Raw genomic sequence first — 26,122 nt, 5'->3', positions numbered from 1 at the left:
GCGCATGGCCCGTCATATCGTCGCCCGCACGTCAGACATTCCGCCCGGCGGCAACAAGGTCGTCGGCGTCGAAGGCCGCGACATCGTCGTGTTCCACGTCAACGGCGAGTTCTTCGCGCTGCTCAACCGCTGTCCGCATGCCGGCGCGCCGCTGGAGAAGGCGGCCTGCGTGGCGCGGCTGACCTCGCCGGAGCCCGGCGTCTACCAACGCTCGCGGGTCGGCGAACTCTTGCGCTGTGCGTGGCATGGCTGGGAATTCGACATGCGCAACGGCCAGTCGTATTTCGATCCCAAGCGCGTGAAAATCCGTTCCTATCCGGTCGCGGTTGAAAGCGGCGAGGAACTGCAGAAGGGGCCTTACGTCGCCGAAACTTTTCCTGTTCATGTCGAGGACAGCTACGTCATCATCGAGACGTGAGGCACGGCGCTGTCAATCTCGGCTACACCCTCCATCCCCATTATCTCGTCCCAAGGAGCCCTCCCATGACGCATGCCATTCGCTATCACAAGACCGGCGGTCCCGAAGTTCTGGTCTGGGAGGAGGTGCAGGTCGGCAAGCCCGGTCCGGGCGAGGCGCGCATCCGCCATACCGCCGTGGGCCTGAACTTCGTCGACATCTATAACCGTTCCGGCATCTATCCGGTGCAACTGCCGAGCGGGCTCGGCGGCGAGGCGGCCGGCGTGGTCGAGGAAGTGGGCGCAGGCGTTACCGACATCAAGCCCGGCGACCGCGTCGCCTATGGCGCAGCACCGATCGGCGCCTATGCCGAGGCGCGGCTGATCCCGGCCGACCGGCTGCTGAAAATTCCGGAGGGTATCGACGACAAGACCGCGGCGGCGATGATGCTGAAAGGCCTGACCACGCAGTACCTGATCCGCCAGACCTATCGCGTCAAATCCGGCGATACCATTCTGCTGCATGCCGCGGCCGGCGGCGTCGGGCTGATCCTGAGCCAGTGGGCAAAACATCTCGGCGCCACCGTGATCGGCACCGTCAGCAGCGAAGAGAAAGCAAAACTCGCGAAAGCCCACGGCTGCGCCCACACCATCATCTATACCAAAGAGGATTTCGTGAAACGCGTCGACGAGATCACCGGCGGCGCCAAGGTGCCGGTGGTGTATGACTCCGTTGGCAAGGACACCTTCCTGAAATCGCTCGATTGCCTGGCCCCGCTCGGCTTCGCCGTCCTGTTCGGCGCATCCTCCGGCAATGTCGATCCGCTCAACCTCGGCCTCCTGGCGCAGAAGGGATCGCTCTACGTCACCCGTCCGACGCTCAATACCTACGCCGCCAAGCGCGCCAACCTGGTTGCGATGGCGAATGAGCTGTTCGAGGTGGTGAAATCGGGCGCGGTCAAGATCGAGGTGCACCAGACCTATCCGCTGAAGGACGCGGCCAAGGCCCACGCCGATCTCGCCGCGCGCAAAACCACGGGCTCGACGGTGCTGACGGTGTGATGCCGGCCGCCGGACGGTTCCGGCAGCCGTTTTTACGGCCGCTTGACGCATAAATGCGCAGCGAGCGCGACAGCTCGCCGCTGCCAAACCGTCGCGGGCATGCTATAGACGGCGCCATCGATTTTTCATGACAGGTGCGGCCGATGGATAAGCAAGCGATGCGCGCGGAGGCGGAGCGCCTGATCCGCGAGACCATGGAAAAAAAGGCCCTTGTCGTCAAACAGGGCAATACAAGGATCGAGACCACCTGCGGCAAATGCGGCGCGCCCAACCGCGTCCAGGCCGAAAAAGGCGCCACCCGCGTCAAGTTCGCCTGCAAGCAGTGCGGACACAAGCAAGAGACGCTGTGAAGATTTTGCCGTCGCTGTTGGCCGCTTCGTAGGGGGCAAAGGCGCGGAGCGCCGTGCCCACCATCTATCCGCTCTGTTATCTTGAAATGGTGGGCACGCGGAGCCTGTCATCGGGCGCGCGTTCGCGCGACCCGTTGGCTTTGCCCACCCTACGGGAGCGTCTACTCCCCCTTCACGAACTTCGCAAAAGCCTCCGCGTAATCCGGATGCCAGCGCGACAGCGCGGGGCGATTTTCGATGATGTCGCCGGCGGCCCAGGCCATGCGGCGTTCGTCGAGGTGCCGCGGCACGTCGTTGTCGGGGCAGAGAATGTAGAAATCGCCGGCGTCGATGCGTTCGATCATGAAGTCGACGGTCTGCTCCGGCGTCCAGGCGCCCGGCGGTTTTTCGCTGCGGCCGCGCGCGGTAAGACCCGTAAAGACATGGCCCGGGATCATCAGATGCGCGTTGATACGGCAGCCCGGCTTGTTGCGCAATTCGTGCTGCAACGCCTCGGTCAGCGCCTTCACGCCGGCCTTGGAGACGTTGTAGGCGGGATTGCCGGGTGGCGTCGTGATGCCCTGCTTGGAGCCGGTGTTGATGATCAGCCCGGCGCGGCCGCGCTCGATCATACCAGGCGCGAATGCCTGGGTGCCGTGAATGACGCCCCAGAGGTTGACGTTGAGGATGCGCTGCCAGTTCTCCAGCGGGCCGAAGCTGGTGCTGTCGGGGCCGATGCCGGCATTGTTTATCAGGATATCGGTGCCGCCGAATTTCTTGCCTACCGCGGCTTCCAGGTCGGCGATCTCTTCGAACTTGCTCACATCCACAACGGCGGTCATGACATCAGCGGCGCCGCCCTTGGCAACGGAGGCCAGCCTGGCGCCGGCCTCGGCGAGCCGCTCGGCGCCGATATCGGCAATGCAGACCCGCATGCCGAGGCCGGCAAAGCGCAGGGCGGCGGCAAGTCCGATCCCCGACGCGCCTCCGGTGATGACGGCAACGTTATTCGGCGACATGGCGGGATGGGGCATCGGTCTTTCTCCTGACAAATATTGGGTGTGTTCTTAAGTAATATGCCGACCCTACCACGCGCGAACCGGCATGGCAGGTGTCCGTTTCCGGCTTGCGCCGAACGGCCGGCCTGCTTTACGATTCCTGCCCAACGCTATATCGTACAAACTATAACGATGCCGACCCCAGGGAGTGCAAACATGGCTGTTAACGCAAGCGATACCGATGACGCGTCATCCTTATGCGGATGGTTCCTACAAGAAGATGCTGGTCGACGGCAAATGGGTCGATGCCGCCTCCGGCAAGAAGTTCGAGACGCATAATCCGGCTACCGGCGAACTGCTCGCCACCGTCGCCGAAGGCGACGCCGAGGACATCAACCGCGCCGTCGCCGCCGCCCGCCGCGCCTTCGAAGGGCCGTGGAGCAAGGTCAAGCCGTTCGAGCGGCAGGGCATGCTGCTGCGGCTGGCCGATATCGTCGAAAAGAATTTTGAGGAATTGTCGCAGCTCGACACGCTCGATATGGGCGCGCCGATCAGCCGCACCCGCGGCAACAAGCTGCGCGTGCTCGGCATGCTGCGCTATTACGCAGGCCAGGCGACCGCGCTGCATGGCGAGACCATCGAGAATTCGCTGCCCGGCGAAATCTTCTCCTACACGCTGAAGGAGCCGGTCGGCGTCGTCGGCGCCATCATCCCGTGGAACGGCCCGCTCAGCGCCAGCGTCTGGAAGATCGGCCCCGCCGTTGCCACCGGCTGCACCGTGGTGCTGAAGCCCGCCGAAGAAGCGCCGCTGACCTCGCTGCGGCTGGCGGAACTCTGCATGGAAGCCGGCATCCCGCCCGGCGTCGTCAACGTGGTGCCGGGCTACGGCGAGACCGCCGGTGCCGCGCTGGCGTCGCATCCGGATGTCGACAAGGTCGCGTTCACCGGCTCGCATATGACCGGGCAATCCATCGTCCGGGCGTCGGCCGGCAATCTCAAGCGCGTCTCGCTCGAACTCGGCGGCAAATCGCCCGACATCGTGTTCGCCGATGCGGATCTCGATGCCGCGGTGCCGGGGGCGGCGATGGCGGTATTCGCCAATTCCGGGCAGATCTGCAGCGCCGGCACGCGGCTGTTCGTCGAGCACAAGATCTATGACGAATTCGTCGGCCGCGTCGCGGAGTTCGGCAAAAAGCTGCAGGTCGGCAACGGCCTCGATCCGAACACCCAGATCGGCCCGCTGGTGTCGCAGCAGCAGATGGAGCGCGTCTCGGGTTACCTGTCGATCGGCCAGAAGGAAGGCGCCAAGGCGCTGGCCGGCGGTGCGCCGCTGACCGAAGGCGCGCTGTCGAAGGGTTACTTCGTGGCGCCGACGGTGTTCGCCAACGTGCAGGACAATATGCGGATCGCGCAGGAGGAAATCTTCGGCCCGGTGATCTCGGCGATCTCGTTCAAGGACAGTGACGACCTGATCAAGCGTGCCAACGCCACCACCTTCGGGCTCGGCAGCGGCGTCTGGACCACCAATGTCAGCAAGGCGCACCAGGTCGCCAAATCGCTGCGCGCCGGCTCGGTCTGGGTCAATTGCTACCAGGCGATGGACCCGGCGGTGCCGTTCGGCGGCTACAAGATGAGCGGCTATGGCCGCGAGTCCGGCAAGCAGCACGTCGAAGAGTATCTCAACGTCAAGGCGGTCTGGATCAAGACCGGTTAGGTGATCTATACATCTGCGGCCTCATGGTTCGAGACGCGCGGCATTGCCGCGCTCCTCACCATGAGGGGACAGATCGACCCTACGGTATAGAATGACCTCATCCTGAGGAGGCGCGAAGCGCCGTCTCGAAGGATGAAGCCCCGGGCAGCCCAGCCCGTTTGGATCTATTGTTTTACCTTCTCGCCCGCTTCTTCGCGCCGCCGATCTCGCTGCGCAGCGCCTGCAATTCCTTGCGCACGGCGCTGGCCGCATCACGCTCGATCTTGCGATAGCGCGCGACCAGCGAGAGGCCGAACGGTGTCAGCACCGCGCCGCCGCCGTTCTTGCCGCCGGTCTGCCGCTCCACTGCGGCCTGCCGGCAGATGCGGTTGATTTCATCGACCAGGTCCCACGCCCGCTTGTAGGACATGTCCATGGCGCGGCCCGCGGCAGAAATCGAGCCGTGCTCGCGGATATTCTCCAGCAACGCGATCTTGCCCGGCCCGATCCGGCCCTCGGTATCGAGATCGATGCGGACGCTGAGGGAGGGAAGCGGTCGGGCGCTCGATTTCTGCATGGATGACGTGCTCTCTGGCCTTGGCATACGAGATTGCCACTCACGCCTTTTACGAACAAGGTGAACCGGTTACATATCCGTACAATCACGGGAGTTCCGGGCCAGTCATGAATTTTCCAGCGTTGTTTTCACCACTCAAGGTCGGTCCCTATCAGCTCCAGCATCGTCTGGCGCTGGCGCCGTTGACGCGGATGCGGGCGGCAAAACCTTCGCTGACGCCGCGGCCGCTGAACGCGGAATATTACGCCCAGCGCGCGACGCCGGGCGGTTTGCTGATCGCCGAGGCCTCGCCGGTCATGGCGACCGGGTTCGGCAGCCCCGGCGTGCCCGGCATCTATACGGAATCGCAGATCGCGGGCTGGCGCGAGGTGGTCGATGCCGTTCACGCCAAGGGCGGGGTGATCTTCCTGCAGCTCTGGCATGTCGGCCGCGTTTCGCATTCCTCGTTCCAGCCCGGCGGCGTGCTGCCGGTCGCGCCCTCGGCGGTCGCGATTGCCGATCTCAAGACCGGAACCGCGGATGGCAAGTCGGCGGCTTACGAAACCCCGCGCGCGCTGGAGACCTCGGAAATTCCAGGCGTGATCGACGCCTACCGGCAGGCGGCGAAGAACGCGCTGAAAGCCGGCTTCGACGGCGTCGAGATTCACGGCGCCAACGGCTACCTGATCGAGCAGTTCCTGCAGTCGCACACCAACCTGCGCACCGATCAATATGGCGGCTCGATCGAGAACCGCGCGCGGTTCTTGATGGAAGTAACGAAGGCCGTGGTCGAGGTCTGGGGCGCCGATAAGGTCGGCGTGCGGCTGTCGCCGTATGGCGTTGCGAACGGCTCGGGCGAGCCCGATCCGATGCCGCTGTACACGCACGTGGTCGAGCGCCTCAATCCGCTCGGTCTGGCGTATCTGCATTTCATCGAGCCGCGCTCCTCCGGCGCCGGGCGCGCCGAGGTCAATCACCAGAACGTGCCGTCGGCGATGGTGCTGTTCCGCCCGATCTGGAAAGGCGTGCTGATCACCGCCGGCGGTTTCACCGGCGAAACCGCGGATGCTGCGATCCGCGACGGACACGCCGATGCGATCGCGTTCGGCCGCATCTTCATCTCCAACCCCGATCTGCCGCGCCGGCTGCAGCGCGGTTTCCCGCTGACGCCCTATAACCGCGCGACGTTCTATGGCGGCGACGTAGCGGGGTATACGGATTATCCCGACCATGGCGAGTTGGAGGAGGCGTAACTAATTCGTAGCCCGGATGAGCGAAGCGAAATCCGGGAACGATCTCACCAGTATTCCCGGATGTCGCTTCGCTCATCCGGGCTACAAGCTACGCCCAGCGTCATTGCGAGCAGTGAAGCGACGGAGCAATCCGGACTTCCCCTGCGGCTGCTGGATTGCTTCGCTCGCAATGACGAAACGTGAGGTCCAACCATGTTTCCCGAAGACGAACACGAACCCGCCAAAAAGAAATCCAAGGCCGTCTCCCCCGGCAAGCCCGCGGCCGGGCAATGCCTGTGCGGCAAGGTCGTCTTCGAGATCGACGTGCCGGCGCGCTGGGCCTGGCACGATCACTCGCCGTCGAGCCGCCGTGCGCACGGTGCGGTTTACGCGACCTATGTCGGCAGCTGGCGCAAGCGCTTTCGCATCACCAGGGGCGAAAACAGCCTTACACGTTACGAGGACAAGGCCACCAAGACCGCGCGCAGTTTCTGCGCGCAGTGCGGCACGCCCGTTATCTACGAGCGCGGCCGTTCACCGCACATGGTCAACATTCCCCGCGCGCTGTTCTCCGGCCGCACCGGCCGCCAGCCGCTCTATCACATTGCGATCGAGCAACTGCAGGAATGGGCCTGGACCGGCGAACCGCTGGTGCCGCTGAAAGGTTTTCCCGGCGTGGTCTGGCAGCGCTCGAAAAAGAAGAAGGCGGCCGACCGCGAAGGCATGTTCTAGCTGCTCGTTTCCGTAGCGCATCCGGACACGCGTGCCCCCATGCAGGGCAGGCATGACCGGCTCCATTGCGCATCCCCTTCAAGTTTGGTCATGTGCCGGGGTGCCGCAGGTCAACGTATCGGCGGGTTGGAGGAAACATGAAAAACAAGATCACCGGGCGCTCGGCATTCCTTGCGTTGCTGAAGGACGAGGGCATTACCCATCTGTTCGGCAACCCCGGCACCACCGAACTGCCGATCATGCACGCGCTGAAGGACCATCCCGACCTCACCTATGTGATGGCGATGCAGGAAAGCCTGGTGGTTGCGATGGCCGACGGTTTCAGCCGCGCCTCGGGAAAACTCGTCGCCTGCAACGTCCATGTCGCGCCCGGTCTCGGCAATGCGATGGGCTCGCTGTTCAATGCGAGTTTTACGGGCACGCCGATGATCCTCACTGCGGGCCAGCAGGAGCAGGGCCACGGCCTGCAGGAGCCGGTGCTGTACGGGCCACTGGTGCAGATGGCCGAGCCGCTGGTGAAATGGGCGGTCGAGGTGACGCGGCTGGAGGATCTGCCGCGCATCGTGCGCCGCGCCGCCAAGATCGCGATGACGCCGCCGACCGGTCCGGTGTTCATCTCGCTGCCGGGCGACATTCTCAACGCCGAGGCCGGCATCGAACTCGGCCGTTCGACCCGGATCGATACCCGCGTCCGACCGTCGGACGAATCGCTCAACGCGTTCGCGGCGCGCATCCTGAAAGCCGAGCGGCCGGTGATCATCGTCGGTGACGAGGTGGTGAAACGCGATGCGCTGAAGGAAGCCGCCGAGTTTGCGGAAACGCTGGGCTGCCCGGCCTACCAGTCGTCGACGCCGTTCGGCGCGCATTTCCTGTCCGAAAGCCCGTGCTTCATGGGCGCGCTGGCGCGGATCCAGAAACTGGCCCGCGATGCCCTGACGCCTTACGACCTCATCATTGCCGTTGGCGGCGATCCCTTGCGGATGTCTGTCTATAGCGAGGTCGATCCGTTGCCCGATGGCCTATCGATCGTGCAGGTCGGTCTCGTCGATCACGACCTGGCCAAGAACTACAGTGTCGACATCGCGCTGAAGGCGGATGTGAAGGAAACCCTGCGTGCGCTGATCCCGGCGTTGAAGGCCGCCGGCGGCAGCGCGCTGGAGAAGCGCGCGAAGCAGGGATTGGCGGAGCTCGCCTCAAAAAATTGGACCGCCAAGCGCAAGATGGTGGTCGATCACATCTCGAAGTCCGCCACCACCACGCCGATCGATCCGGACTGGCTGGCGCTGCAGGTCATCGAGTCAATGCCCGACAACGCCATCCTGGTCGACGAGGGCCTGACCTCGTCGCGGCAGATCATCGCGCTGCGCCCGCACCGCGACCGCTACGGCTATCACGCGCTGGCGTCCGGCGGCATCGGCTGGGGATTGCCGGCCTCGGTCGGCGTCAGCCTCGCCAACCCCGACCGACCGGTGGTGTGCTATTCCGGCGACGGCTCCTCGATGTATTCGATCCAGTCGCTGTGGACGGCGGCAAATCAAAACCTGCCGCTGACATTTGTGATCGTCAACAACGGCGGCTATCGCATCATCAAGCAGCGGCTGCTCGCCTTCCACGGCGACGATCACTACGTCGGCATGGATTTCAAGGACCCGCCGGTCGATTTCACCGCGTTGGCGAAGTCGATGGGACTTGAGGCGACACGGGTCACCGATCCCACGCAGCTCAAGTCGGTGCTGTCATCAGCCTTCAGCCGCCCCGGCGCCAAGCTGATCGAGGTCATGGTGAACAACGCGGTGAATTGAGCTCCGCTTTCGTAGGATGGGTGGAGCGAAGCGATACCCATCAAATCCCGGTGCACGAAGGTGATGGGTATCGCTTCGCTCCACCCATCCTACAAGGCTACGGTCTTTTTCGCGCATGCACTGCTTCGCCTGCGCTTGCAACAAAAATGCCTGCGGCAAACTGATCCGACGGGCAAATCACCAAAAGTATGTCCAGCCCTTCGGATAAAAATATTTCCGTTGCAGCGTCGGGCAAATCAGAAGTCTAACTCCCGCCATCCTGTCCCACCAGAGGGGCGTAGGCCATCGTCGCAGACGTTGGGGCGGGTAGCGGTGGACGCGATGGCGGCGAAGACGAACGCTGTCGTTGCGTACGGCGAAATCGTTTGGGTCCGAGGCCCCGGTGCTGGCGTCAAGTCGGTGGAAGCGAAAGCTGAAGCTGATGATGGTGGCAAGAAAGCCGGTCACCAGGACGATCTCGTATAAGCCGTAAAGCCATTGCGCAGGGAAGGCCGGGTGTTCTCCGCTGAACCTGTATGCTCGTGTGCAGCATTTGTTTGTGCATTACGCACGCGAGACCGCGGGTGCAGCGCGCACCCGGTCTTCCCCGCGCCCTCTGACTTGGAGGGTAAGGTTCTCTTGCAAAACTTCGGGCGCAACGCGCCGCGGGATCGTGAAGCTGTATTCAGACCTATCAACGTCATTGCGAGGAGCGAGGCGACGAAGCAATCCATTCTTTCTTGATGCTGCAAGATGGATTGCTTCGCTTCGCCCGCAATGACGGCTTTGGCAGCTTCGTAGGGTGCGCAAAGGCGCGTTTGCGCCGTGCCCACCATCCTCGCGCAATAATGCCAATGGTGGGCACGCTTCGCTTTGCCCACCCTACGAAGTGCGAAAACTCACTCCGCCGCCTTCGCCGATACCTGCGGCCGGTACCGGCTCGCCGGATGTTGATCCGTTAGCCTCGCCCGTCCGGCACCGAACAGCTTCTCGCGCAGCGTGCCCTTGGCGTAGTTCTCCTTGTAGATTCCTCGCCGGGTCAGTTCCGGGACCAGCATGTCGGTGATGTCCTCGAAGTCGCCGGGCGAGACCGCGAACGGCACGTTGAGGCCGTCGACGTCGGTCTGCTCGAACCAGGCCTCGATATCGTCGGCGACCTTCTCGGGGGTGCCGACCACGACCGGTCCGGCGCCGCCGATGCCGACATGCTCGATGACCTCGCGCACGGTCCAGACCCGGTCCGGATCGCCGCGGGTGACGTTGTCCATCGCGCTGCGGCCGGCGTCGTTCTGGACGTGACGCACCTCCTGGTCGAGGTCGTAGCCGGAGAAATCGACGCCGGTCCAACCCGACATCAGCGCCAATGCGCCCTCGGGATTGATGTGGCGGCGATAGTCGGCGTATTTCGCCTTTGCCTCGGCATCGGTGCGGCCGAGAATGATCGTCATCATGCTGAACATCAGGATCTCGGCCGGATTCCGGCCGTTCTCCTTGGCCTGCGCGCGGATCGCCGCGACACGTGGGCCGATGATCTTGGCCGACGGCCCCGACATGAACACGCATTCGGCATGCTGGCCGGCGAATTGCCGCCCGCGCGGCGAAGTTCCGGCCTGGTACAGCACCGGCGTCCGCTGCGGCGATGGCTCGCTCAGGTGAATGGCATTGAGCTTGTAATGATTGCCCTCGTGTTCGATGCGATGCACCTTCGACGGATCGGCGAAAATCCCGCGCGCGCGGTCGCGCAGCACGGCGTCGTCCTCCCAGCTGCCTTCCCAGAGCTTGTAGACCAGCTCCATATATTCGTCGGCGATGTCGTAGCGGTCGTCATGCGCGGTCTGCTTGTCCTTGCCGGCGCCGCGGGCGGCGCTGTCGAGATAGCCGGTCACCACGTTCCAGCCGATGCGGCCATTGGTGAGGTGATCGAGCGTCGACATTCTGCGGGCAAATGGATAGGGCGGTTCGAACGACAGATTGCTGGTGACGCCGAAGCCGAGATGCTCGGTCACGGCGGCCATCGCGGGAATCAGCATCAGCGGTTCGTTCGAAGGCGTCTGCGCAGCATTGCGCAGGGCCGCATCGGGGCTGTTGCCGTAGACGTCATAGACGCCGAGCACGTCGGCAAGGAACAGCCCGTCAAACCGGCCGCGTTCCAGCGTCTTGGCGAGGTCGATCCAGTACGACAGGCGGTTATAGTCGAGGGTGCGGTCGCGCGGATGGGTCCACAACCCCGGCGACTGGTGCGCCACGCAGTTCATGGCGAAGGCGTTGAGCCGGATCTGTTTCTTCATGCAAGGAAACTTCTAAGGCAACTTCTAAAGGACGGCCGCGCGGCGGCGCCACGCGACCATGGTGTGGATAGCAGTCTACCGCCCGGCCTGCTTGAACGGCAATTGCTCGCCAGCCGGCGGCGCGACGCGGGCGACGTTGAGCGTCATCGAGACCACGTCGTAGTAGCCGTTGACCGCGACCAGGTCCATGATGCCCTGTTCGCCGAATTTTTCGAGCGCCCGGCCATAGATCGCGTCATCTACAGCGTGATCCCTGCGAAGCTGGGTGGTGAACTCCCAGACGATGGCTTCATCTTCCTTCATGTTGTCGGGCTTGTTCCCGGCGCCGATCGCGGCAACGATGGCCGGGTCGAGGCCGGCCTTGATCGCCAGCGGGGCGTGGGCAAACCACTCATATTGCGAGCCCCAGTGCTGCGCGGTCATGATGATCGCCATCTCGTTGACGCGCTTGTCGAGCGAGGTGTCGAAACGGATATATTCGCCGACCTTCTGCAGCCGGTCTGCCAGCACCGGGCTGCGCAGCCAGGCATTGAACGGGCCGCCGATCCCCTTGCGCGGGCCGGACATGATGGCATCGGCCACGGCGCGCTGGGCGGGCGTCATCTTGTCGAGCGGCATTTCCGCCATCCGTTCACCGGTGAGTGCCATGGCGGAACCGGCAAACAACAGACACATCGCGGACGCACGCAGGATCGTTTTCATGAACGGCCTCCCTGATAGTCGCCCGGTCGGATGCCGGGCTATGAGGTCCAAGTTGTTGCATTCCGGCCGGCTTTGGCAAGGCCCATTCGGTAGCCCGCTCGCCACTTCCAGCGGGCGATTTATCCCGATAGGTTGGCGACCCTACAATCATGAGTACCAAGGAAAAGACCATGGCGACCAGAGCCGACGCGATTGCGAAAGCGCGCGAGCATCTTCATTCCGGCGCGTTTATCACTGAGCTGAACCGCAGGGTCGGATTCAGGACGCAGAGCCAGGAACCGCTGCCGGGCGATCCGATGCGCGCCTATCTGGTGGAGGGTCTGACGCCGGCCTTCGAAGAAATGGGATTTACGACGCGGATCGTGGAATCGCCCATCGGCAAGGGGCCCTATCTGCTGGCCGACTATCGCGAGGACCCGTCGCTGCTGACCGTGCTGTCCTATGGCCACGGCGATGTCGTCGGCGGCATGGCCGGCGAATGGCGGGACAATCTCGATCCGTGGCGGACCACGACCAAAGGCGAGCGGGTCTACGGCCGCGGCACCGCCGACAACAAGGGTCAGCACAGCATCAATATGGCGGCGTTGCGTGCGGTGCACGAGGCGAGGGGCGGCAAGCTCGGCTTCAACGCCAAGTTCATCATCGAGACCTCTGAGGAAATCGGCTCGCCGGATCTGGCGCAGGTCTGCGCCTCCTTGCACGAGGAATTGAAGGCCGACCTGTTGCTGGCTTCCGACGGTCCCCGGCTGTCGGCGGACCGTCCCACCGTCTTTCTCGGCTGCCGTGGCGGTGTCCGCATTGCGCTCGATGTCAACCTGCGCGAAGGCGGCAATCACTCCGGCAATTGGGGCGGGCTGCTCGCCAACCCCGCCACCATCCTCGCCAATGCCATTGCCGCACTGGTCGATCACCGGGGGCGGATGAAGCTGGAGATCATGAGGCCGCCGCGCATCACCAACCAGATTCGCTCCGTGCTGGCCGAAGTGGAGGTGAAGCCGACGGCGGATGAGCCGCAGCTGTCCGAAAATTGGGGCGAAGACGACCTGTCGGCCGCCGAACGCGTCTATGCCTGGAACACGCTGGAAGTGCTGGCGATGTCGTCGGGCAATATCGAGGAGCCGGCGAATGCGATCCCGGGGCGGGCGCGCGCGGTGCTGCAGCTTCGCTTCGTGGTCGGCACCGAATACGAAAAGGTCGTCGATGCCGTCAGGGACTATCTGCACGCCAATGGCTTTGCGATGATCGACGTCACCGGCCAGCAGCGGTTTGGCGCGTCGCGAACCGATGTCGATAGTCCCTGGGTGAACTGGGCGGCGAATTCGATCCGCAAGACCACCGGAAAGTCGCCGGCGATCCTGCCGAATATTGGCGGTTCGCTGCCCAATGGCGTATTCGCCGAAGGGCTCGGGCTGCCGACGATCTGGGTGCCGCATTCCTACCCCGGTTGCTCGCAGCACGCGCCGGACGAGCACATCCTGCTGCCGCTGACCGAGGAAGCGCTGGCGATCATGGCGGGGCTGTTCTGGGATCTCGGCGAAACGCCGCGCAAGTCCTGACGGGATGCGGCGCGACGACACGGAATCGGGTTTGGAAAAGGATATCGTAGATGGCGTTGTCGGGAACCGAAGTGCGAGACGTATCGTGCGTGCCGAAACAAAAGGACGTTACTAAGCTGATCGTCGCGACCTCGATCGGTAACGCGCTGGAATGGTACGACATCGCCGTCTATGGCTATTTCGCCATCTATGTGTCGAAAGCGTTCTTTCCGAATGAGGACCAGACGGCATCGCTGCTGCTGACGCTGGGCACGTTCGGCCTGTCGTATCTGGCGCGGCCGATCGGCGGCGTTGTGCTCGGCGTCTATGCCGATCGCTTCGGCCGCAAGGCGTCGTTGATGGTTTCCATCGTCATGATGACGTTCGGTACGCTGGCGGTCGGCGTGATGCCGGGTTACGCGACCATCGGTATTCTCGCCCCGATCGCGGTCATTCTCGCGCGTCTGGTGCAGGGCTTTTCCGCCGGGGGCGAGTTCGGCAGCTCGACCGCGTTTCTGGTCGAGCATATGCCGCACCGGCGTGGCTTCGTGGCAAGCTGGCAATTCGCCAGTCAGGGACTGAGCGGATTGCTGGCGTCGGGATTTGGCGTCTGGCTCACCTTGACGATGACCCCCGCCGATCTGGAATCCTGGGGCTGGCGGATTCCGTTCCTGTTCGGCGTCCTGATCGGGCCGATCGGCATCTATATCCGCAACAATATCGACGATGCGACCGCGCCTCCCGCCGCCAAAGGCGAATCCGTCGTGACCCGGGTGTTCGCCGAGCAGAAGCTTCGGGTATTGCTGGGCATCGGCGCTATCGCGGTGACGACCTCGGTCAACTACCTCATCGTCTACATGCCGACCTACGTGGTCAAAACGCTCAAGCTGCCGCCGTCGGTGGGCTTCCAGGCGGCGCTGGCCGCCGGCATCGCGGTCACCGTGCTGCCGCCGATCGCCGGAATGATCTCGGACCGGATCGGGCGCACCACCCACATGATCGCATTCTGTCTGCTGTTGCTGGTATCGGCCTTTCCGGCCTTCCTGATCTTGACGCAAACGCCGACGCCGATGGTGATTATCCTGGTCGTGCTTTGCCTCGGTACCATGAAGGCGCTCTACTTCGGACCGCTCGCGGCGCTGATGTCCGAACTGTTCCCGCCGGCGACGCGCGGCACCGGGCTCGGCCTGAGCTACAATATCGGCGTCACGGTATTCGGCGGCATGTCGCCGGTGACCATGGCCTGGATGGGGACCTTTGCCTTTTTCGGCAATCTCGCGCCCGGCTATTACATCACCCTGTGCGGCATCGTGAGCCTCTGCGCGCTGGTCACGATCCGGCGGACGTCGGCGGATGACGGGTTCGCCTTGCGGAATAATATTTCCACGCTGGAGAATGGCCTCGAAATTCGGGCCGATATCCTACAAAGAACGGTCTGTCAGACGAAATAAATGCCTGTCGCAAGCGCTTCGCTCGCTCTAGGATCGGGGGAAAGCGGAGACCAGACGATGGCGGGGACGCACAAGAAAAAGCCGGTGCTGTCCGTGGTCGGGCAGGCCGACAAGTTCAACGCCATCCAGAAGGTCTGCGCGATCCTGCGCGTGCTGGCGCAGAATTCGCCGCTGCGGCTGACCGAGATTGCGGATGCGACTTCGCTGAACAAGGCGACGACGCTGCGCATTCTGGGTTCCTTGATCGACGAGGGCTTTGTCAGCCGCGTCGCCGGCGCGAAAACCTATGAACTCGGCCAGGAAGCGCGCGTGATGGCGATCAGCGCGCGCCGCACCGTCGATATCGCCGAACTGGCGCAGCCGAGCCTGCTGCGGCTGTCGGAGCGATCCGCCGATACCGCACTGTTGTCGGTGCGCAGCGGCGTCGAGGCGCTGTATCTGGCGCGCTCGGTCGGCAGCCATCCGCTGCAGCCGAATTACCTGCAGATCGGCAGCCGCCGGCCGCTTGGCGTCGGTGCCGGCAGCCTCGCACTGATGGTGTGGTTGCCGGATGCCGAGATCGAGGCGATCATCGAGGTGTTGATACCGCGGCTGGCGAAGTCGCCGCGCATCACGCCGAAATATCTGCGCGAACGCATTACGGCGGCACGCAAGCACGGCCACACCCTGCTGCTCGACGCCGCCTATCCCGGCATGGGCGGGGTCGGCGTGCCGGTTCGCGACGACACCGGGCTGGTGGTCGCGGCCTTGAGCATCGGCGCCTCCAGCGACCGTATCCGGCGGCGCGAGGCCGAGCTGGCCGAGATGCTGAAAAAGGAAGTGCAGATCCTGATGCGGGCGATGGCGCAGCCGGCCCGGCCGAGTACGTTGAAGGTCATCAAGGCGGGCTAGGGGCAGCGGCGGCAAGCAATAATCAAGGCAGACTAAAGGTCGCGGTACCTTGCGACGGCCCGAGCTTCGGGCCATCCTGTGCTCGCCAATGCCGGCGCCGCGGGACACGCTCTGGAGCGCATGATTTCAACTACGAACGCCACCGACGCCGCTGTCATTCAGGCGTTCGCCGGAATTCCGGCCCTTCTCGACCAGACGCCGGCGCTGATCGCACGCGGCCGCTTTCTCGATTGCGAATGCCTGCTCGGACCGACCGGCCATCCCTTTCACGCCTCGATCCGTCAGGGACGGATCGTCGACCTGACCCCGGCGCCGGTCTTGATGCGGTCGTGGCGATTTTCCTATCGCGCCTCGCCCACGGCCTGGGCCGAACATTGGCAGGCCGCGCCGCGGCCGGGCTTCCACGATCTCTTGGCGCTGACCAAGCGCGGGGATGCGGTGCTGGAAGGCGACCTGCATCCCTTCATCGCCAACCTGCAATATTTCAAGGACGTGCTGGCGCTGCCGCGGCAGAACTTCGTCATGGTGGCATCATGAACGGCGATATCGAGGCGATGGTGGGCCGTTACGTCCATGTCGATATCGATGGCGAGATGCACCGCATCTATTTCGAGGAAAGCGGCACGGGGATCCCGCTGGTGTGCCTGCACACCGCGGGCGCCGACAACAGGCAATGGCGGCATCTGCTCGCCGATGAAGCATTCGCGAAGAATTTCCGCATCATCGCCTTCGACATGCCCTGGCACGGCAAATCCAACCCGCCTGATAGCTGGGACGGTTCGGAATATCAGCTCACGACGGCGCGCTACACGCAGACCATCCGCGCCTTCTGCCGGGCGCTGAAACTCGACAGGCCGGTCGTGATGGGATGCTCGATCGGCGGCCGCATCGTCCTCAACCTCGCGATCGACCATGCCGCGGAATTCCGCGCGCTGATCGGGCTCGAGGCAGCCGATTTCCAGGCGCCGTGGTACGACACCACATGGCTCAACCGCCCCGATGTCCATGGCGGCGAAGTCTGCGCCGCGCTGGTATCCGGCCTGATCGCGCCGCAAAGCCCGGCCAGTTCGCGGATGGAGACGCTGTGGGGCTATAAACAGGGCGGTCCGGGCGTCTTCAAGGGCGATCTCTATTTCTACCGGGTCGACGGCGACCTGCGCGGCCGGGTGGCGCAGATCGATACTAAAGTATGTCCGCTGTTTCTGCTCACCGGCGAGTATGATTTCTCCTGCACGCCGGAAGATACCAAACGGACCGCCGCCGCGATCCCTGGCGCCAGTGTCACCATCATGGAGCAGCTCGGCCATTTTCCGATGAGCGAAAATCCCGATCAGTTTCGCCGCTACATCTCGCCGGTGCTCGGCGAGATTCTCAAGCAATCGACGTAACCCAGACGAGGAGTACAGGTATGAAACGCTCGACTATCATCGGCTTGTCGTTCACCGCCGCGCTTTGCGCAGGCCAGGCGCGAGCCGAGGACCTGACGGGGACGCTGAAGAACATCAAGGAAACCGGCGCCATTACGCTCGGCTTTCGCGACTCCTCGATCCCGTTCTCCTATCTGGACGACAGCCAGAAGCCGATCGGCTATGCCATGGACATCTGCTACAAGATCGTCGATGCCGTGAAGAAGGAACTCAAGCTCGACAAGCTCGAAGTCAAGCTCAATCCGGTGACGTCGTCGACCCGCATTCCGCTGCTCGCCAACGGCACGATTGATCTCGAATGCGGTTCGACCACCAACAATACCGAGCGGCAGAAGCAGATCGCCTACACCAACACCCACTTCCTGACCGCGAGCCGCTACGTCACCAAGAAGGCGAGCAAGATCAATTCGATTGACGATCTCAAGGGTAAGACGGTGGTCTCGACCGCCGGCACCACCAACATCAAGCAGCTCACCGAAGCCAACGCCGCGCGCAATCTCAGCATCAACATCATTCCGGCCAAGGATCATGCCGAGGCCTTCCTGATGGTCGAAACCGATCGCGCGGTGGCCTTCGTAATGGACGATATCCTGCTGGCAAGCCTCGCCGCCGGATCGAAAGCCCCGGACGATTACGTCATCTCCAAGGATGCGTTCTCCAAGCCCGAGCCCTATGGCATCATGCTGCGCAAGGACGATCCGGCCTTCAAGAAGGTGGTCGATGCCGCGACCGCCGCACTCTATACCGGCGGCGAGGGCCAGAAGATTTACGACAAGTGGTTCACGCAGAAGATTCCGCCGAAGGGGCTGAACCTCAACGTGCCGATCGGCAGCGAGCTGAAGAACGAATTCGCCAAGCCCTCGGACTCGCCGGATCCGGATTCGTATAAATAAGTGCACATCCTCATGGTGAGGAGCCGCGAAGCGGCGTCTCGAACCATGTGGCCCGGCTAGCGGCTTCATCCTTCGAGACGCGGCGAAGACGCCGCTCCTCCAGCGATAACGGCGCAGCCGTTACGCGGGGATGAGGTCTGGCTGGGGTGCAATGGCCCGGTCATTGCATGGGCGTAGACGTTTACAGTCGGTTCGGTCGCCGAACGGTCCGGAATCGTCCAATGAGGAGAATTCGAATGAGGCAATGGCGTACGGTCGCGTACACGCTTGCAATCGCCTGCTACGCCGGACAGGCGGGCAGTGAGGAGCTGACCGGGACACTCAAGAACATCAAGGAGACCGGCGCCATCACGCTCGGCTATCGCGAGTCGTCGATCCCGTTCTCCTACCTCGACGACAGCCAGAAGCCGGTCGGCTATGCCATGGACATCTGCCTTGCGATCGTCGATGCCGTGAAGAAGGAGCTGAAGCTCGACAAGCTCGAGGTCAAGCTCAACCCGGTGTCGTCCTCGGCGAGGATTCCGCTGATGGCCAACGGCACCATCGATCTGGAATGCGGATCGACCACCAACAACACCGACCGGCTCAAGCAGGTGGCGTTCACCAACACGCATTTTCTGACCGCGACCCGGTTCGTTTCCAAGAAGTCGAGCAAGCTCAACTCGATCGATGATCTCAAGGGCAAGCCGGTGGCTTCCACCTCCGGCACCACCAACATCAAGCAGCTCACCGAAGCCAATGCGGCGCGCAACCTCGGCATCAACATCATCCCCGCCAAGGAACATGCCGAGTCGTTCCTGCTGGTCGAGACCGATCGTGCGGTGGCTGCCGTGCTGGACGATATCCTGCTCGCGAGTTTCGTTGCCGGATCGAAGGATCCCGATGCCTACGTGATTTCGAGCGATGCATTTTCGAAGCCGGAACCGTACGGCATCATGCTGCGCAAGGACGACCCGGCCTTCAAGAAGGTGGTCGACGACGCCACGGCTGCGCTCTACACCGGCGGCGAGGGCCAGAAGATCTACGACAAGTGGTTCACGCAGAAAATCCCGCCAAAGGGCTTGAATCTCAATACGCCGATCGGTGCGGAGCTGAAGAACGAATTCGCCAAGCCCTCGGACTCGCCGGATCCGGATTCGTATAAGTAAACATCAGACCCTCATGGTGAGGAGCCGCGAAGCGGCGTCTCGAACCATGAGGCCACAGCCGGGCCTTCATCCTTCGAGACGCGCGCATGGGCGCGCTCCTCAGGATGAGGATCACTCATCAGGTCCGGCCATTCCACCGAGGAATGGCCGGAAATTTGCATGGACGTTGTTCGCATAAGCGCTAATCTCGCAGGCGTTGGCGCGTGACATCGGCAGCGCTTCGCGGGGACGAAAGTGAACTATCACTGGAACTGGCACATTTTCTGGGAGCCGTCGCCGAACGGCACCGGCAACTATCTCGACATGCTGCTGTCCGGGCTGGTGTTGACGATCAAGACCGCGCTGCTGGCCTGGATCATTGCGCTGGTGATCGGAACGATCGTCGGCGTGATGCGCACGCTGCCGTCGAAGACGGCGTCGGCGATCGGCTTCTGCTACGTCGAGTTCTTCCGCAACATTCCTCTATTGGTACAATTGTTCCTGTGGTTTTTCGTGTTGCCGGAACTGCTGCCGCGCACGGCGGGATTGTGGTTGAAGCAAATGCCCAACGCACCGTTCTGGACGGCGGCAATCGGCGTCGGTCTGTTCATGTCGGTACGTGTGGCCGAACAGCTCCGCGCCGGCATCGGTTCGTTGCCGCGTGGGCAGAAGATGGCCGCGACCGCGCTGGGGCTGACGACGACGCAGGCCTACCGCTACGTGCTGCTGCCGATCGCCTTCCGTGTCATCCTGCCGCCGCTGACGTCCGAATTTCTCAGCACCATCAAGAACACGTCGGTTGCCATTACCATCGGACTGATCGAGCTGACCGGCGAAGCCCGTGCGATGCAGGAATTTTCGTTCCAGGTGTTCGAAGCTTTCACCGCCGCGACGGTGCTGTATCTTCTCATCAACATCGTCGTCGTGACCGCCATGCGCTTTCTCGAGCGCCGGGTTGCCATCCCCGGCTACATCTCCGGGAAGTGAAGGTCATCTGATGTTCAGCACCTTTGATTTCGACGTCATCCGCCGGTCGCTGGGCTACCTGTTTTTCGACGGTATGACGTTTACGCTGACGCTCACCGCGCTTTCCGCGGTCGGCGGACTGGTGTTCGGCACGTTGATCGCGCTGATGCGATTGTCCGGCTTCAAGTTGCTGGGTCGCATCGCGGGCCTCTATGTCGACCTGATGCGCTCGTTGCCGCTGGTGCTGGTCATCTTCTGGTTCTATTTCCTGGTGCCGTATATCGGGCAATGGCTGACGGGATCGTCGCGGCCGATACGCGTCGGCGCGTTCGCATCCTCGCTGATCACCTTCGTCCTGTTCGAGGCGGCGTATTTTTCCGAAATCATGCGCGCCGGCATTCAGTCGATCTCCAAGGGGCAGCCGGCGGCCGCCAACGCGCTCGGCCTGACCTACAGCCAGACCATGCGCTATGTCGTGCTGCCGCAGGCGTTCCGCAACATGCTGCCGGTGCTGCTGACGCAGACCATCGTGCTGTTCCAGGACACCTCGCTGGTCTACGTGCTGTCGATCCCTGATTTTCTCGGCGCCGCCAGCAAGGTGGCGCAACGCGACGGCCGGCTGGTCGAGATGTACCTGTTCGCAGCCGCGGTCTATTTCGCGATTTCCAGTCTCGCGTCCTTTGGCGTTCGGCGCCTGCAGGCACGCATTGCCATTGTCCGGTAAAGGCTCAGCATGATCGAAATCAGCCACGTCAATAAATGGTACGGTCCGGCCTTCCAGGCGCTGAAGGATTGCACCACCAGCGTCGCCAGGGGCGAGGTGGTGGTGGTGTGCGGCCCCTCGGGCTCGGGAAAATCGACGCTGATCAAATGCGTCAACGCGCTGGAGCCGTTTCAGGAAGGCGAGATCATCCTCGACGGCATCAAGGTCAATGATCCCAAAACCGACCTGCCGAAACTCCGGGCGCGAGTCGGCATGGTGTTCCAGCATTTCGAGCTGTTTCCGCACTTGCGGATCATCGAGAACCTCTGTCTCGCGCAGGAGAAGGTGCTGGGCCGGTCGCACGCCGAGGCGATCGCCAAGGCCGAAAAGCTGCTCGATCGCGTCGGCTTGAAGGCGCAAGCGAACAAATATCCGGCCGAACTGTCCGGCGGCCAGCAGCAGCGTGTGGCAATTGCGCGGGCGCTCGCCATGGACCCGATCGCGATGCTGTTCGACGAACCGACCTCGGCGCTCGACCCCGAAATGATCTCGGAGGTGCTCGACGTCATGGTCGATCTCGCCCGCGAGGGCATGACCATGATGGTCGTGACCCATGAAATGGGCTTTGCCAGCAAGGTCGCGCACCGGGTGATCTTCATGGATCAGGGCGAAATCGTCGAGGACGCGCTGAAAACGGACTTTTTCGGCAGTCCGCGGAGCGACCGAGCGCAGAAATTCCTGTCGAAGATTCTGTCGCATTAGGCTTCATTGTTCCGAGGTGCTCGGTGCAATCGCGTGCCGCCCCGGAATGACGTCGGGAGGGTTTATCGGCATTAACAATTTGCGTATAGGAAGGACCGTCTTCGTCGTGCCTCCCCGGGAGAATCCGCTTTGGAACAGATCGCTTACGTCAACGGCTCGTTCGTGCCCATGTCAGAGGCCAAGGTCTCGATTTTGGACCGCGGCTTCCTGTTTGCCGACGGCATCTACGAAGTCGCCGCGGTGCTGGACGGAAAGCTGATCGACAACGCCTCGCATCTGGCGCGGCTGGAGCGTTCGGTCGGCGAGATCGAGCTGGCCTTGCCCGAAAGCATCGAGCGCATCCAGGAAATCCAGCGGGAGCTGGTGACCCGCAACAATCTCGTCAACGGCATGGTCTATCTGGAAGTGACGCGCGGCGCCGACACCGGTCGCGATTTTGCGTTTCCCAAGGGCGTCAAGCCCACGCTGGTCATGTTCACCTCGGTCAAGGACATCATCAACGCGCCGTCGGCCAAGACCGGCATCGGCGTGATCACCGTGCCCGATCTGCGCTGGACGCGCCGCGACATCAAGAGCGTGGCGCTGCTCGCGCAGGTGCTGGCCAAGCAGGCCGCCGCGGTCGCCGGCGCCGGCGAAGCCTGGATGATCGAGGACGGCAAGGTGACCGAGGGCGGTTCGTCGTCCTGCTTCATCCTGACCCAGGACGACGTGATCGTGACGCGCCAGAACGGCAGCGAGATTCTGCCGGGCTGCACCCGCAAGGCGGTGGTCGCGCTGGCCGAGGAGCGCCAGCTTCGCGTCGAGGAACGCGCGTTCACGATCGAAGAGGCGCTGGCCGCCAAGGAAGCCTTCGTCACCAGCGCCACCGTGTTCGTGCAGGCGGTGGTGACGATCGACGGCAAGAAGGTCGGCAACGGCAAGCCCGGCCCGATGACCGACCGGCTGCGCGAGATCTATGTCGAGTTCGCCAAGAAGACGGCGGTGTAGTCTCGGTACGTCATCGCCCGCCTTGTGCGCGATTGCGCACTGGAGCGGGCGATCCAGTATTCCAGAGACGTTCGTAATTGACCAAGAAGCCCCGGCGTGCTGGATGCCCCGCCTTCGCGGGGCACGACAGTTACGCGCTCACGCCACCGCAGCCGCCACCTTCACCGGGTGCACCGCGCGGAACGCGATCGCGAGCCGGTTCCACGCATTGATCGCCCCGATCAGCATGGTCAGATTGACCGTCTCCGCTTCGTTGAAATGGGCGCGGACATCGTTGTAGAGATCGTCGGGCGCGTGAGTCTCGGCGATCAGCGTCAACGCTTCGGTCCACGCCAATGCGGCGCGTTCGCGGTCGGTGTAGAGCGGCGACTCGCGCCAGGCGTTCAGCAGATACAACCGCTGCTCGGTTTCGCCCTGCTTGCGGGCGTCCTGGGTGTGCATGTTGATGCAAAAGGCGCAGCCATTGATCTGCGACGCGCGGGTCTTGACCAGTTCGATCAGCGATTTTTCGAGGCCGGAGCCCTGGATCTGGGCTTCCAGTGCGCTGAGCGCCTTGATGGTGTCGGGGGCAGCCTGGTAGTAGTTCATCCGGGGTTTCATGGTCGTTCTCCTTTCTCGGGGTTGAAGGTATATTCCAAAAGCGTTTTCGAGAAAACGCGTCTAAAAAGTCAGTGCGCGCCGCCATCTGCAAGATGGTTGGGCTTCTTCAGCAGCAACGCTGCCATGAGTGCAACGATTAGCGCGGCGCCGAGCAGATAGAAGGTATCGCTGAAGGCCAGGATGAAGGCCTGCTTCTGCACGATCCTGCCGATGGCGATCACCGCACGATGCGTCGCTTCCGCATGATCGGCGACGCCGTGAGTGATGAAATACTGCGTCAGTTGCTCGATCCGGGTACGGGTTGCCTGCTCCAGTATCGACACCGACTGCATCAGCACGTTGGAGTGATACTGCTCGCGCTTGGTCAGGAAGGTCTGCAGCGCGGCGATGCCGACGGCGCCGCCGAGGTTGCGCATCATGTTGAACAGGGCGGAGGCCGAGCCTGCATTCTGCGCTTCGATGCCTGATGTGGCGACGGCCGAGAGCGGCGCGAAGGCCAATGCCTGTCCGACGGCACGCACCACGTTGGGCCAGAACAACTGATCGGTGGCGTAATCGTTGGTCATGTAGATGTTCATGAAGTTGGAAGCGGCGAACAGGGCGAAGCCGACGCCAATGACCAGCCGCGGGTCGAAGCGTTTCATCAGCCGCGGCACCAGGGGGATCAGCAGGAGTTGCGGCAGACCGGTCCAGGCCAGCACCATGCCGATCTGTTCGGAATTATAGCCCTGAATGCGGGACAGGTAGACCGGCAAGATAAACACCGAGCCGTAAAGGGCGACGCCCATCAGAAAATTGGAGAGCACGCCGAAGCCGAAATTGCGGCGGGCCAGCAGGCGCAGGTTGAGCAACGGCTTTGCGGTGGTCAGTTCGATCCACAGGAAGGCGGTCAGCGAAATCGCTGCAATCACCGACAGGTTGACGATGAAGGAAGAGCCGAACCAGTCGTCCTTGTTGCCTTCCTCGAGCACGGTCTGCAATGCGGAGAGACCGATGGCCATGGTCGCGATGCCGCCCCAGTCGCCTTCGCGCAGCAGCGACAACTTCATCGGCTTGGCTTCGAGCGAGAACCACAGCATTGCGATCATCACGGCGCCCGGCACCAGATTGACGTAGAAGATGTACTGCCAGCCCCAGTTTTCGGTCAGGTAGCCGCCGATGGTTGGGCCGATGGCGGGCGCGAAGGTCGCGGACACCGCAAACAGCGCCAGCCCGACCGGCTGCTTTGTCTTCGGCAGCAACGTAATGATGAGGGTGAACGCCATCGGGATCAGCACGCCGCCGGTAAAACCCTGGATCGCGCGCAGCACGATCATCTGCGGCAGGTCCTGCGCAAAAGCGCAGGCCACCGAGAGGATGAGAAACAGGACGGCGTTGGTCAGGAGGTAGCGACGGACCGAGAACACCTGCGCGAGCCAGCCGCTGAGCGGGATCACCACGATTTCGGCGATCAGATAGGAGGTCGAGATCCAGCCGCCGTCATCGATCCCGGCGCCGATCGCGCCCTGGATGTCGGCCAGCGAGGCGTTGACGATCTGGATGTTGAGCACCGCCATGAAGGCGCCGAGCGTGGCGCCGATGACCGCGATCCAGGTCTTGGCCGAGATCGCCGGCGCCGCCGCGGCTTGCGCGGGATGGCCCCCGAGGTTGGCGGCGGAAGCGGTGTTCATGGTGGGCTGGAGTGCGGTCACGGGGATCTCCTCTTGCTCAGGCAGAGGCAGGATGCATTAGGCTTTCAGATCCGATAATCGGGTAGGATATGGAAGGATTGTCCGGCAGGACTTGGTAATCGCTGGCTGAAAAGGCGCCTTAGCTGCCGTTCGGTGCGCCAGCGCGGCCTCCGAGGCCAGCCGTGACTTGGCTTCGCTTTCGGCCAGCACCGTCGCCTTGGTGTTGACGGTGGGCTCGGCCGACATGCCCGGCCGCAGCAGACCGGTCAGGTTGTGGTCGTCGAGCACAATCTTCACCGGCACGCGCTGCACGATCTTGGTGAAATTGCCGGTGGCGTTGTCGGGCGGCAGCAGCGCGAATTCGAGGCCGCTCGCCGGCGACAGGCTGTCGACATGCCCCTTCAGTTTGGTGCCGTGGAAGCTGTCGATGCTGATTTCGACCGGCTGCCCGTTGCGCACATGGGTGAGCTGGGTTTCCTTGAAATTCGCAACCACATAGACCGCGTCCAGCGGCACCACCGCCATCAACTGCGTGCCGGCCTGCACGAATTGACCCACCCGAAGCGATCGCGCGCCGACGGTGCCGTCGACCGGCGCCGATATCCTGGTGTAGGACACGTTCAGCGCCGCCTGCTGTTCGACCGCGCGGGCACGATCGAGTTGCGCCACGGCCTTGGCGCGTTCGGTGGTGAGAACGTCGACCTTCCGCTGCGCTGCGATCAGGCCGGATTTCTCGTGCTGCAGCTGGGCGCTCTTTTCGCGCAACGCGGCGTCGGTCTGCTGCGCGCGCTGAATGGTGCCGGAGCCGGTCTTCATCAGGCCGTCGTAGCGGGCCTGCTCTTCCCTTGCGAATTGCAGATTGGCCTCGGCGGCGGCGACGTCGGCGGTTTCCTGTTCGATGACCGGCTGCTGCAGGGCGATCTGGGCATCGAGATTGCGCACCGAAGCCTCGGCGGCATCGACGTCGGCATGGGCGGAATCGAGCGCCGACCTGAAGTCGCGATCATCGATCCGGGCCAGAAGCTGCCCGGCCTTCACCGGCTGGTTGTCGCCGACCAGCACCTGCGCGATGTAGCCGGACACTTTGGGCGAGATGATCGTGGAGTCGGCCTTGACGTAGGCGTCGTCGGTCGATTCCAGGTAGCGGCCGGTGGTGAGATAGCCGTAGCCAAAGTCCGCGGCGGCGGCGATTCCAAGGGCGACGAGGAGCGCCAGCGCGGCGCGCTTGACCGCCTTCTGCGACGGGCGAAGGCTGATTTTCGATGTGGTGTCAGTGGTATAGGTCGTGGTCGACATGGCATCCTCGCAGCTCTGGCGAGCGTCCTCGGGAGGAGGGCGCGG

At 63.2% G+C, this 26,122-nt stretch carries 25 protein-coding genes; 18 read left to right on the top strand and 7 right to left on the bottom strand.

Annotated elements, in window-relative coordinates; all coding sequences use genetic code 11:
* Nucleotides 1-4 precede the first annotated feature (4 nt).
* From BLR13_RS13060 to BLR13_RS13050, 3 genes are all read left to right on the top strand, one after another.
* Nucleotides 5-418: a Rieske (2Fe-2S) protein gene (locus BLR13_RS13060; protein WP_074823515.1), complete on the top strand. Its 414-nt coding sequence runs from the start codon at nucleotides 5-7 to the stop codon at nucleotides 416-418.
* Between the two features lie 65 nt (nucleotides 419-483).
* On the top strand, nucleotides 484-1,458 hold the full coding sequence (locus tag BLR13_RS13055) for a quinone oxidoreductase family protein (protein ID WP_074823518.1): 975 nt from the start codon (nucleotides 484-486) through the stop codon (nucleotides 1,456-1,458).
* Between the two features lie 143 nt (nucleotides 1,459-1,601).
* A complete protein-coding gene (locus BLR13_RS13050) occupies nucleotides 1,602-1,808 on the top strand; it encodes a hypothetical protein (protein ID WP_074823522.1) in 207 nt (68 codons plus the stop codon).
* Between the two features lie 161 nt (nucleotides 1,809-1,969).
* Here BLR13_RS13050 and BLR13_RS13045 read toward each other — a convergent pair whose 3' ends face one another.
* Complete coding sequence (locus tag BLR13_RS13045) at nucleotides 1,970-2,821, bottom strand: SDR family NAD(P)-dependent oxidoreductase (protein ID WP_074823524.1); 852 nt, start codon at nucleotides 2,819-2,821, stop codon at nucleotides 1,970-1,972.
* 205 nt (nucleotides 2,822-3,026) lie between these two features.
* On the opposite strand from BLR13_RS13045, the gene BLR13_RS13040 reads away from it, so the two are divergent.
* The gene (locus tag BLR13_RS13040) at nucleotides 3,027-4,499 is read left to right on the top strand and encodes an aldehyde dehydrogenase family protein (protein ID WP_074823527.1); all 1,473 of its coding nucleotides are present in this window, start codon (nucleotides 3,027-3,029) and stop codon (nucleotides 4,497-4,499) included.
* Nucleotides 4,500-4,671: 172 nt separating this feature from the next.
* On the opposite strand, the gene BLR13_RS13035 is transcribed toward BLR13_RS13040, so the two are convergent.
* Nucleotides 4,672-5,055, bottom strand: coding sequence for a winged helix-turn-helix domain-containing protein (locus tag BLR13_RS13035; RefSeq protein ID WP_074823529.1), 384 nt, complete (start codon nucleotides 5,053-5,055; stop codon nucleotides 4,672-4,674).
* A gap of 107 nt (nucleotides 5,056-5,162) precedes the next feature.
* On the opposite strand from BLR13_RS13035, the gene BLR13_RS13030 reads away from it, so the two are divergent.
* From BLR13_RS13030 to BLR13_RS13020, 3 genes are all read left to right on the top strand, one after another.
* Nucleotides 5,163-6,287: an alkene reductase gene (locus BLR13_RS13030; RefSeq protein WP_074823531.1), complete on the top strand. Its 1,125-nt coding sequence runs from the start codon at nucleotides 5,163-5,165 to the stop codon at nucleotides 6,285-6,287.
* Between the two features lie 192 nt (nucleotides 6,288-6,479).
* Nucleotides 6,480-6,998, top strand: a complete 519-nt coding sequence (locus BLR13_RS13025; RefSeq protein ID WP_074823533.1) for a GFA family protein — start codon at nucleotides 6,480-6,482, stop codon at nucleotides 6,996-6,998.
* Nucleotides 6,999-7,135: 137 nt separating this feature from the next.
* A complete protein-coding gene (locus BLR13_RS13020; RefSeq protein WP_074823536.1) occupies nucleotides 7,136-8,800 on the top strand; it encodes a thiamine pyrophosphate-binding protein in 1,665 nt (554 codons plus the stop codon).
* An 878-nt stretch (nucleotides 8,801-9,678) separates the two neighbouring features.
* Here BLR13_RS13020 and BLR13_RS13015 read toward each other — a convergent pair.
* Nucleotides 9,679-11,067, bottom strand: coding sequence for an LLM class flavin-dependent oxidoreductase (locus tag BLR13_RS13015; protein WP_074823539.1), 1,389 nt, complete (start codon nucleotides 11,065-11,067; stop codon nucleotides 9,679-9,681).
* Nucleotides 11,068-11,142: 75 nt separating this feature from the next.
* Nucleotides 11,143-11,769, bottom strand: a complete 627-nt coding sequence (locus BLR13_RS13010; RefSeq protein WP_079586372.1) for a carboxymuconolactone decarboxylase family protein — start codon at nucleotides 11,767-11,769, stop codon at nucleotides 11,143-11,145.
* A gap of 149 nt (nucleotides 11,770-11,918) precedes the next feature.
* On the opposite strand from BLR13_RS13010, the gene BLR13_RS13005 reads away from it, so the two are divergent.
* The 11 genes from BLR13_RS13005 to BLR13_RS12955 all read left to right on the top strand — a co-directional run bounded on the left by BLR13_RS13005 (nucleotide 11,919) and on the right by BLR13_RS12955 (nucleotide 22,511).
* The gene (locus BLR13_RS13005) at nucleotides 11,919-13,325 is read left to right on the top strand and encodes a M20 family metallopeptidase (protein WP_244525170.1); all 1,407 of its coding nucleotides are present in this window, start codon (nucleotides 11,919-11,921) and stop codon (nucleotides 13,323-13,325) included.
* A gap of 89 nt (nucleotides 13,326-13,414) precedes the next feature.
* A complete protein-coding gene (locus BLR13_RS13000; protein WP_244525169.1) occupies nucleotides 13,415-14,755 on the top strand; it encodes an MFS transporter in 1,341 nt (446 codons plus the stop codon).
* A 57-nt stretch (nucleotides 14,756-14,812) separates the two neighbouring features.
* Nucleotides 14,813-15,646, top strand: coding sequence for an IclR family transcriptional regulator (locus BLR13_RS12995; protein WP_074823541.1), 834 nt, complete (start codon nucleotides 14,813-14,815; stop codon nucleotides 15,644-15,646).
* A 120-nt stretch (nucleotides 15,647-15,766) separates the two neighbouring features.
* The gene (locus tag BLR13_RS12990; protein WP_074831579.1) at nucleotides 15,767-16,183 is read left to right on the top strand and encodes a hypothetical protein; all 417 of its coding nucleotides are present in this window, start codon (nucleotides 15,767-15,769) and stop codon (nucleotides 16,181-16,183) included.
* A complete protein-coding gene (locus BLR13_RS12985) occupies nucleotides 16,180-17,034 on the top strand; it encodes an alpha/beta fold hydrolase (RefSeq protein ID WP_074823543.1) in 855 nt (284 codons plus the stop codon). Before BLR13_RS12990 ends, BLR13_RS12985 begins: the two co-directional genes overlap by 4 nt.
* A gap of 20 nt (nucleotides 17,035-17,054) precedes the next feature.
* Nucleotides 17,055-17,966, top strand: a complete 912-nt coding sequence (locus tag BLR13_RS12980) for an amino acid ABC transporter substrate-binding protein (RefSeq protein ID WP_074823546.1) — start codon at nucleotides 17,055-17,057, stop codon at nucleotides 17,964-17,966.
* 236 nt (nucleotides 17,967-18,202) lie between these two features.
* Nucleotides 18,203-19,114, top strand: coding sequence for an amino acid ABC transporter substrate-binding protein (locus BLR13_RS12975; RefSeq protein ID WP_074823547.1), 912 nt, complete (start codon nucleotides 18,203-18,205; stop codon nucleotides 19,112-19,114).
* A gap of 234 nt (nucleotides 19,115-19,348) precedes the next feature.
* Entirely contained in the window at nucleotides 19,349-20,080 is a 732-nt protein-coding gene (locus BLR13_RS12970) for an amino acid ABC transporter permease (protein ID WP_074823550.1), read from the top strand.
* Between the two features lie 10 nt (nucleotides 20,081-20,090).
* On the top strand, nucleotides 20,091-20,783 hold the full coding sequence (locus BLR13_RS12965; RefSeq protein ID WP_074823551.1) for an amino acid ABC transporter permease: 693 nt from the start codon (nucleotides 20,091-20,093) through the stop codon (nucleotides 20,781-20,783).
* Between the two features lie 9 nt (nucleotides 20,784-20,792).
* The gene (locus tag BLR13_RS12960) at nucleotides 20,793-21,524 is read left to right on the top strand and encodes an amino acid ABC transporter ATP-binding protein (protein WP_074823554.1); all 732 of its coding nucleotides are present in this window, start codon (nucleotides 20,793-20,795) and stop codon (nucleotides 21,522-21,524) included.
* A 129-nt stretch (nucleotides 21,525-21,653) separates the two neighbouring features.
* Entirely contained in the window at nucleotides 21,654-22,511 is an 858-nt protein-coding gene (locus BLR13_RS12955; RefSeq protein ID WP_074823555.1) for a D-amino-acid transaminase, read from the top strand.
* 138 nt (nucleotides 22,512-22,649) lie between these two features.
* Here BLR13_RS12955 and BLR13_RS12950 read toward each other — a convergent pair whose 3' ends face one another.
* The 3 genes from BLR13_RS12950 to BLR13_RS12940 all read right to left on the bottom strand — a co-directional run bounded on the left by BLR13_RS12950 (nucleotide 22,650) and on the right by BLR13_RS12940 (nucleotide 26,077).
* Complete coding sequence (locus tag BLR13_RS12950) at nucleotides 22,650-23,111, bottom strand: carboxymuconolactone decarboxylase family protein (protein ID WP_074823557.1); 462 nt, start codon at nucleotides 23,109-23,111, stop codon at nucleotides 22,650-22,652.
* 68 nt (nucleotides 23,112-23,179) lie between these two features.
* Nucleotides 23,180-24,781, bottom strand: coding sequence for an MDR family MFS transporter (locus tag BLR13_RS12945; RefSeq protein ID WP_074823560.1), 1,602 nt, complete (start codon nucleotides 24,779-24,781; stop codon nucleotides 23,180-23,182).
* A 57-nt stretch (nucleotides 24,782-24,838) separates the two neighbouring features.
* Nucleotides 24,839-26,077, bottom strand: a complete 1,239-nt coding sequence (locus BLR13_RS12940) for an HlyD family secretion protein (protein WP_074823562.1) — start codon at nucleotides 26,075-26,077, stop codon at nucleotides 24,839-24,841.
* Nucleotides 26,078-26,122 lie beyond the last annotated feature (45 nt).

Source organism: Bradyrhizobium ottawaense (assembly GCF_900099825.1).
Lineage (GTDB): Bacteria > Pseudomonadota > Alphaproteobacteria > Rhizobiales > Xanthobacteraceae > Bradyrhizobium > Bradyrhizobium ottawaense_A.
This window is presented reverse-complemented; position numbering and strand designations above follow the sequence as displayed.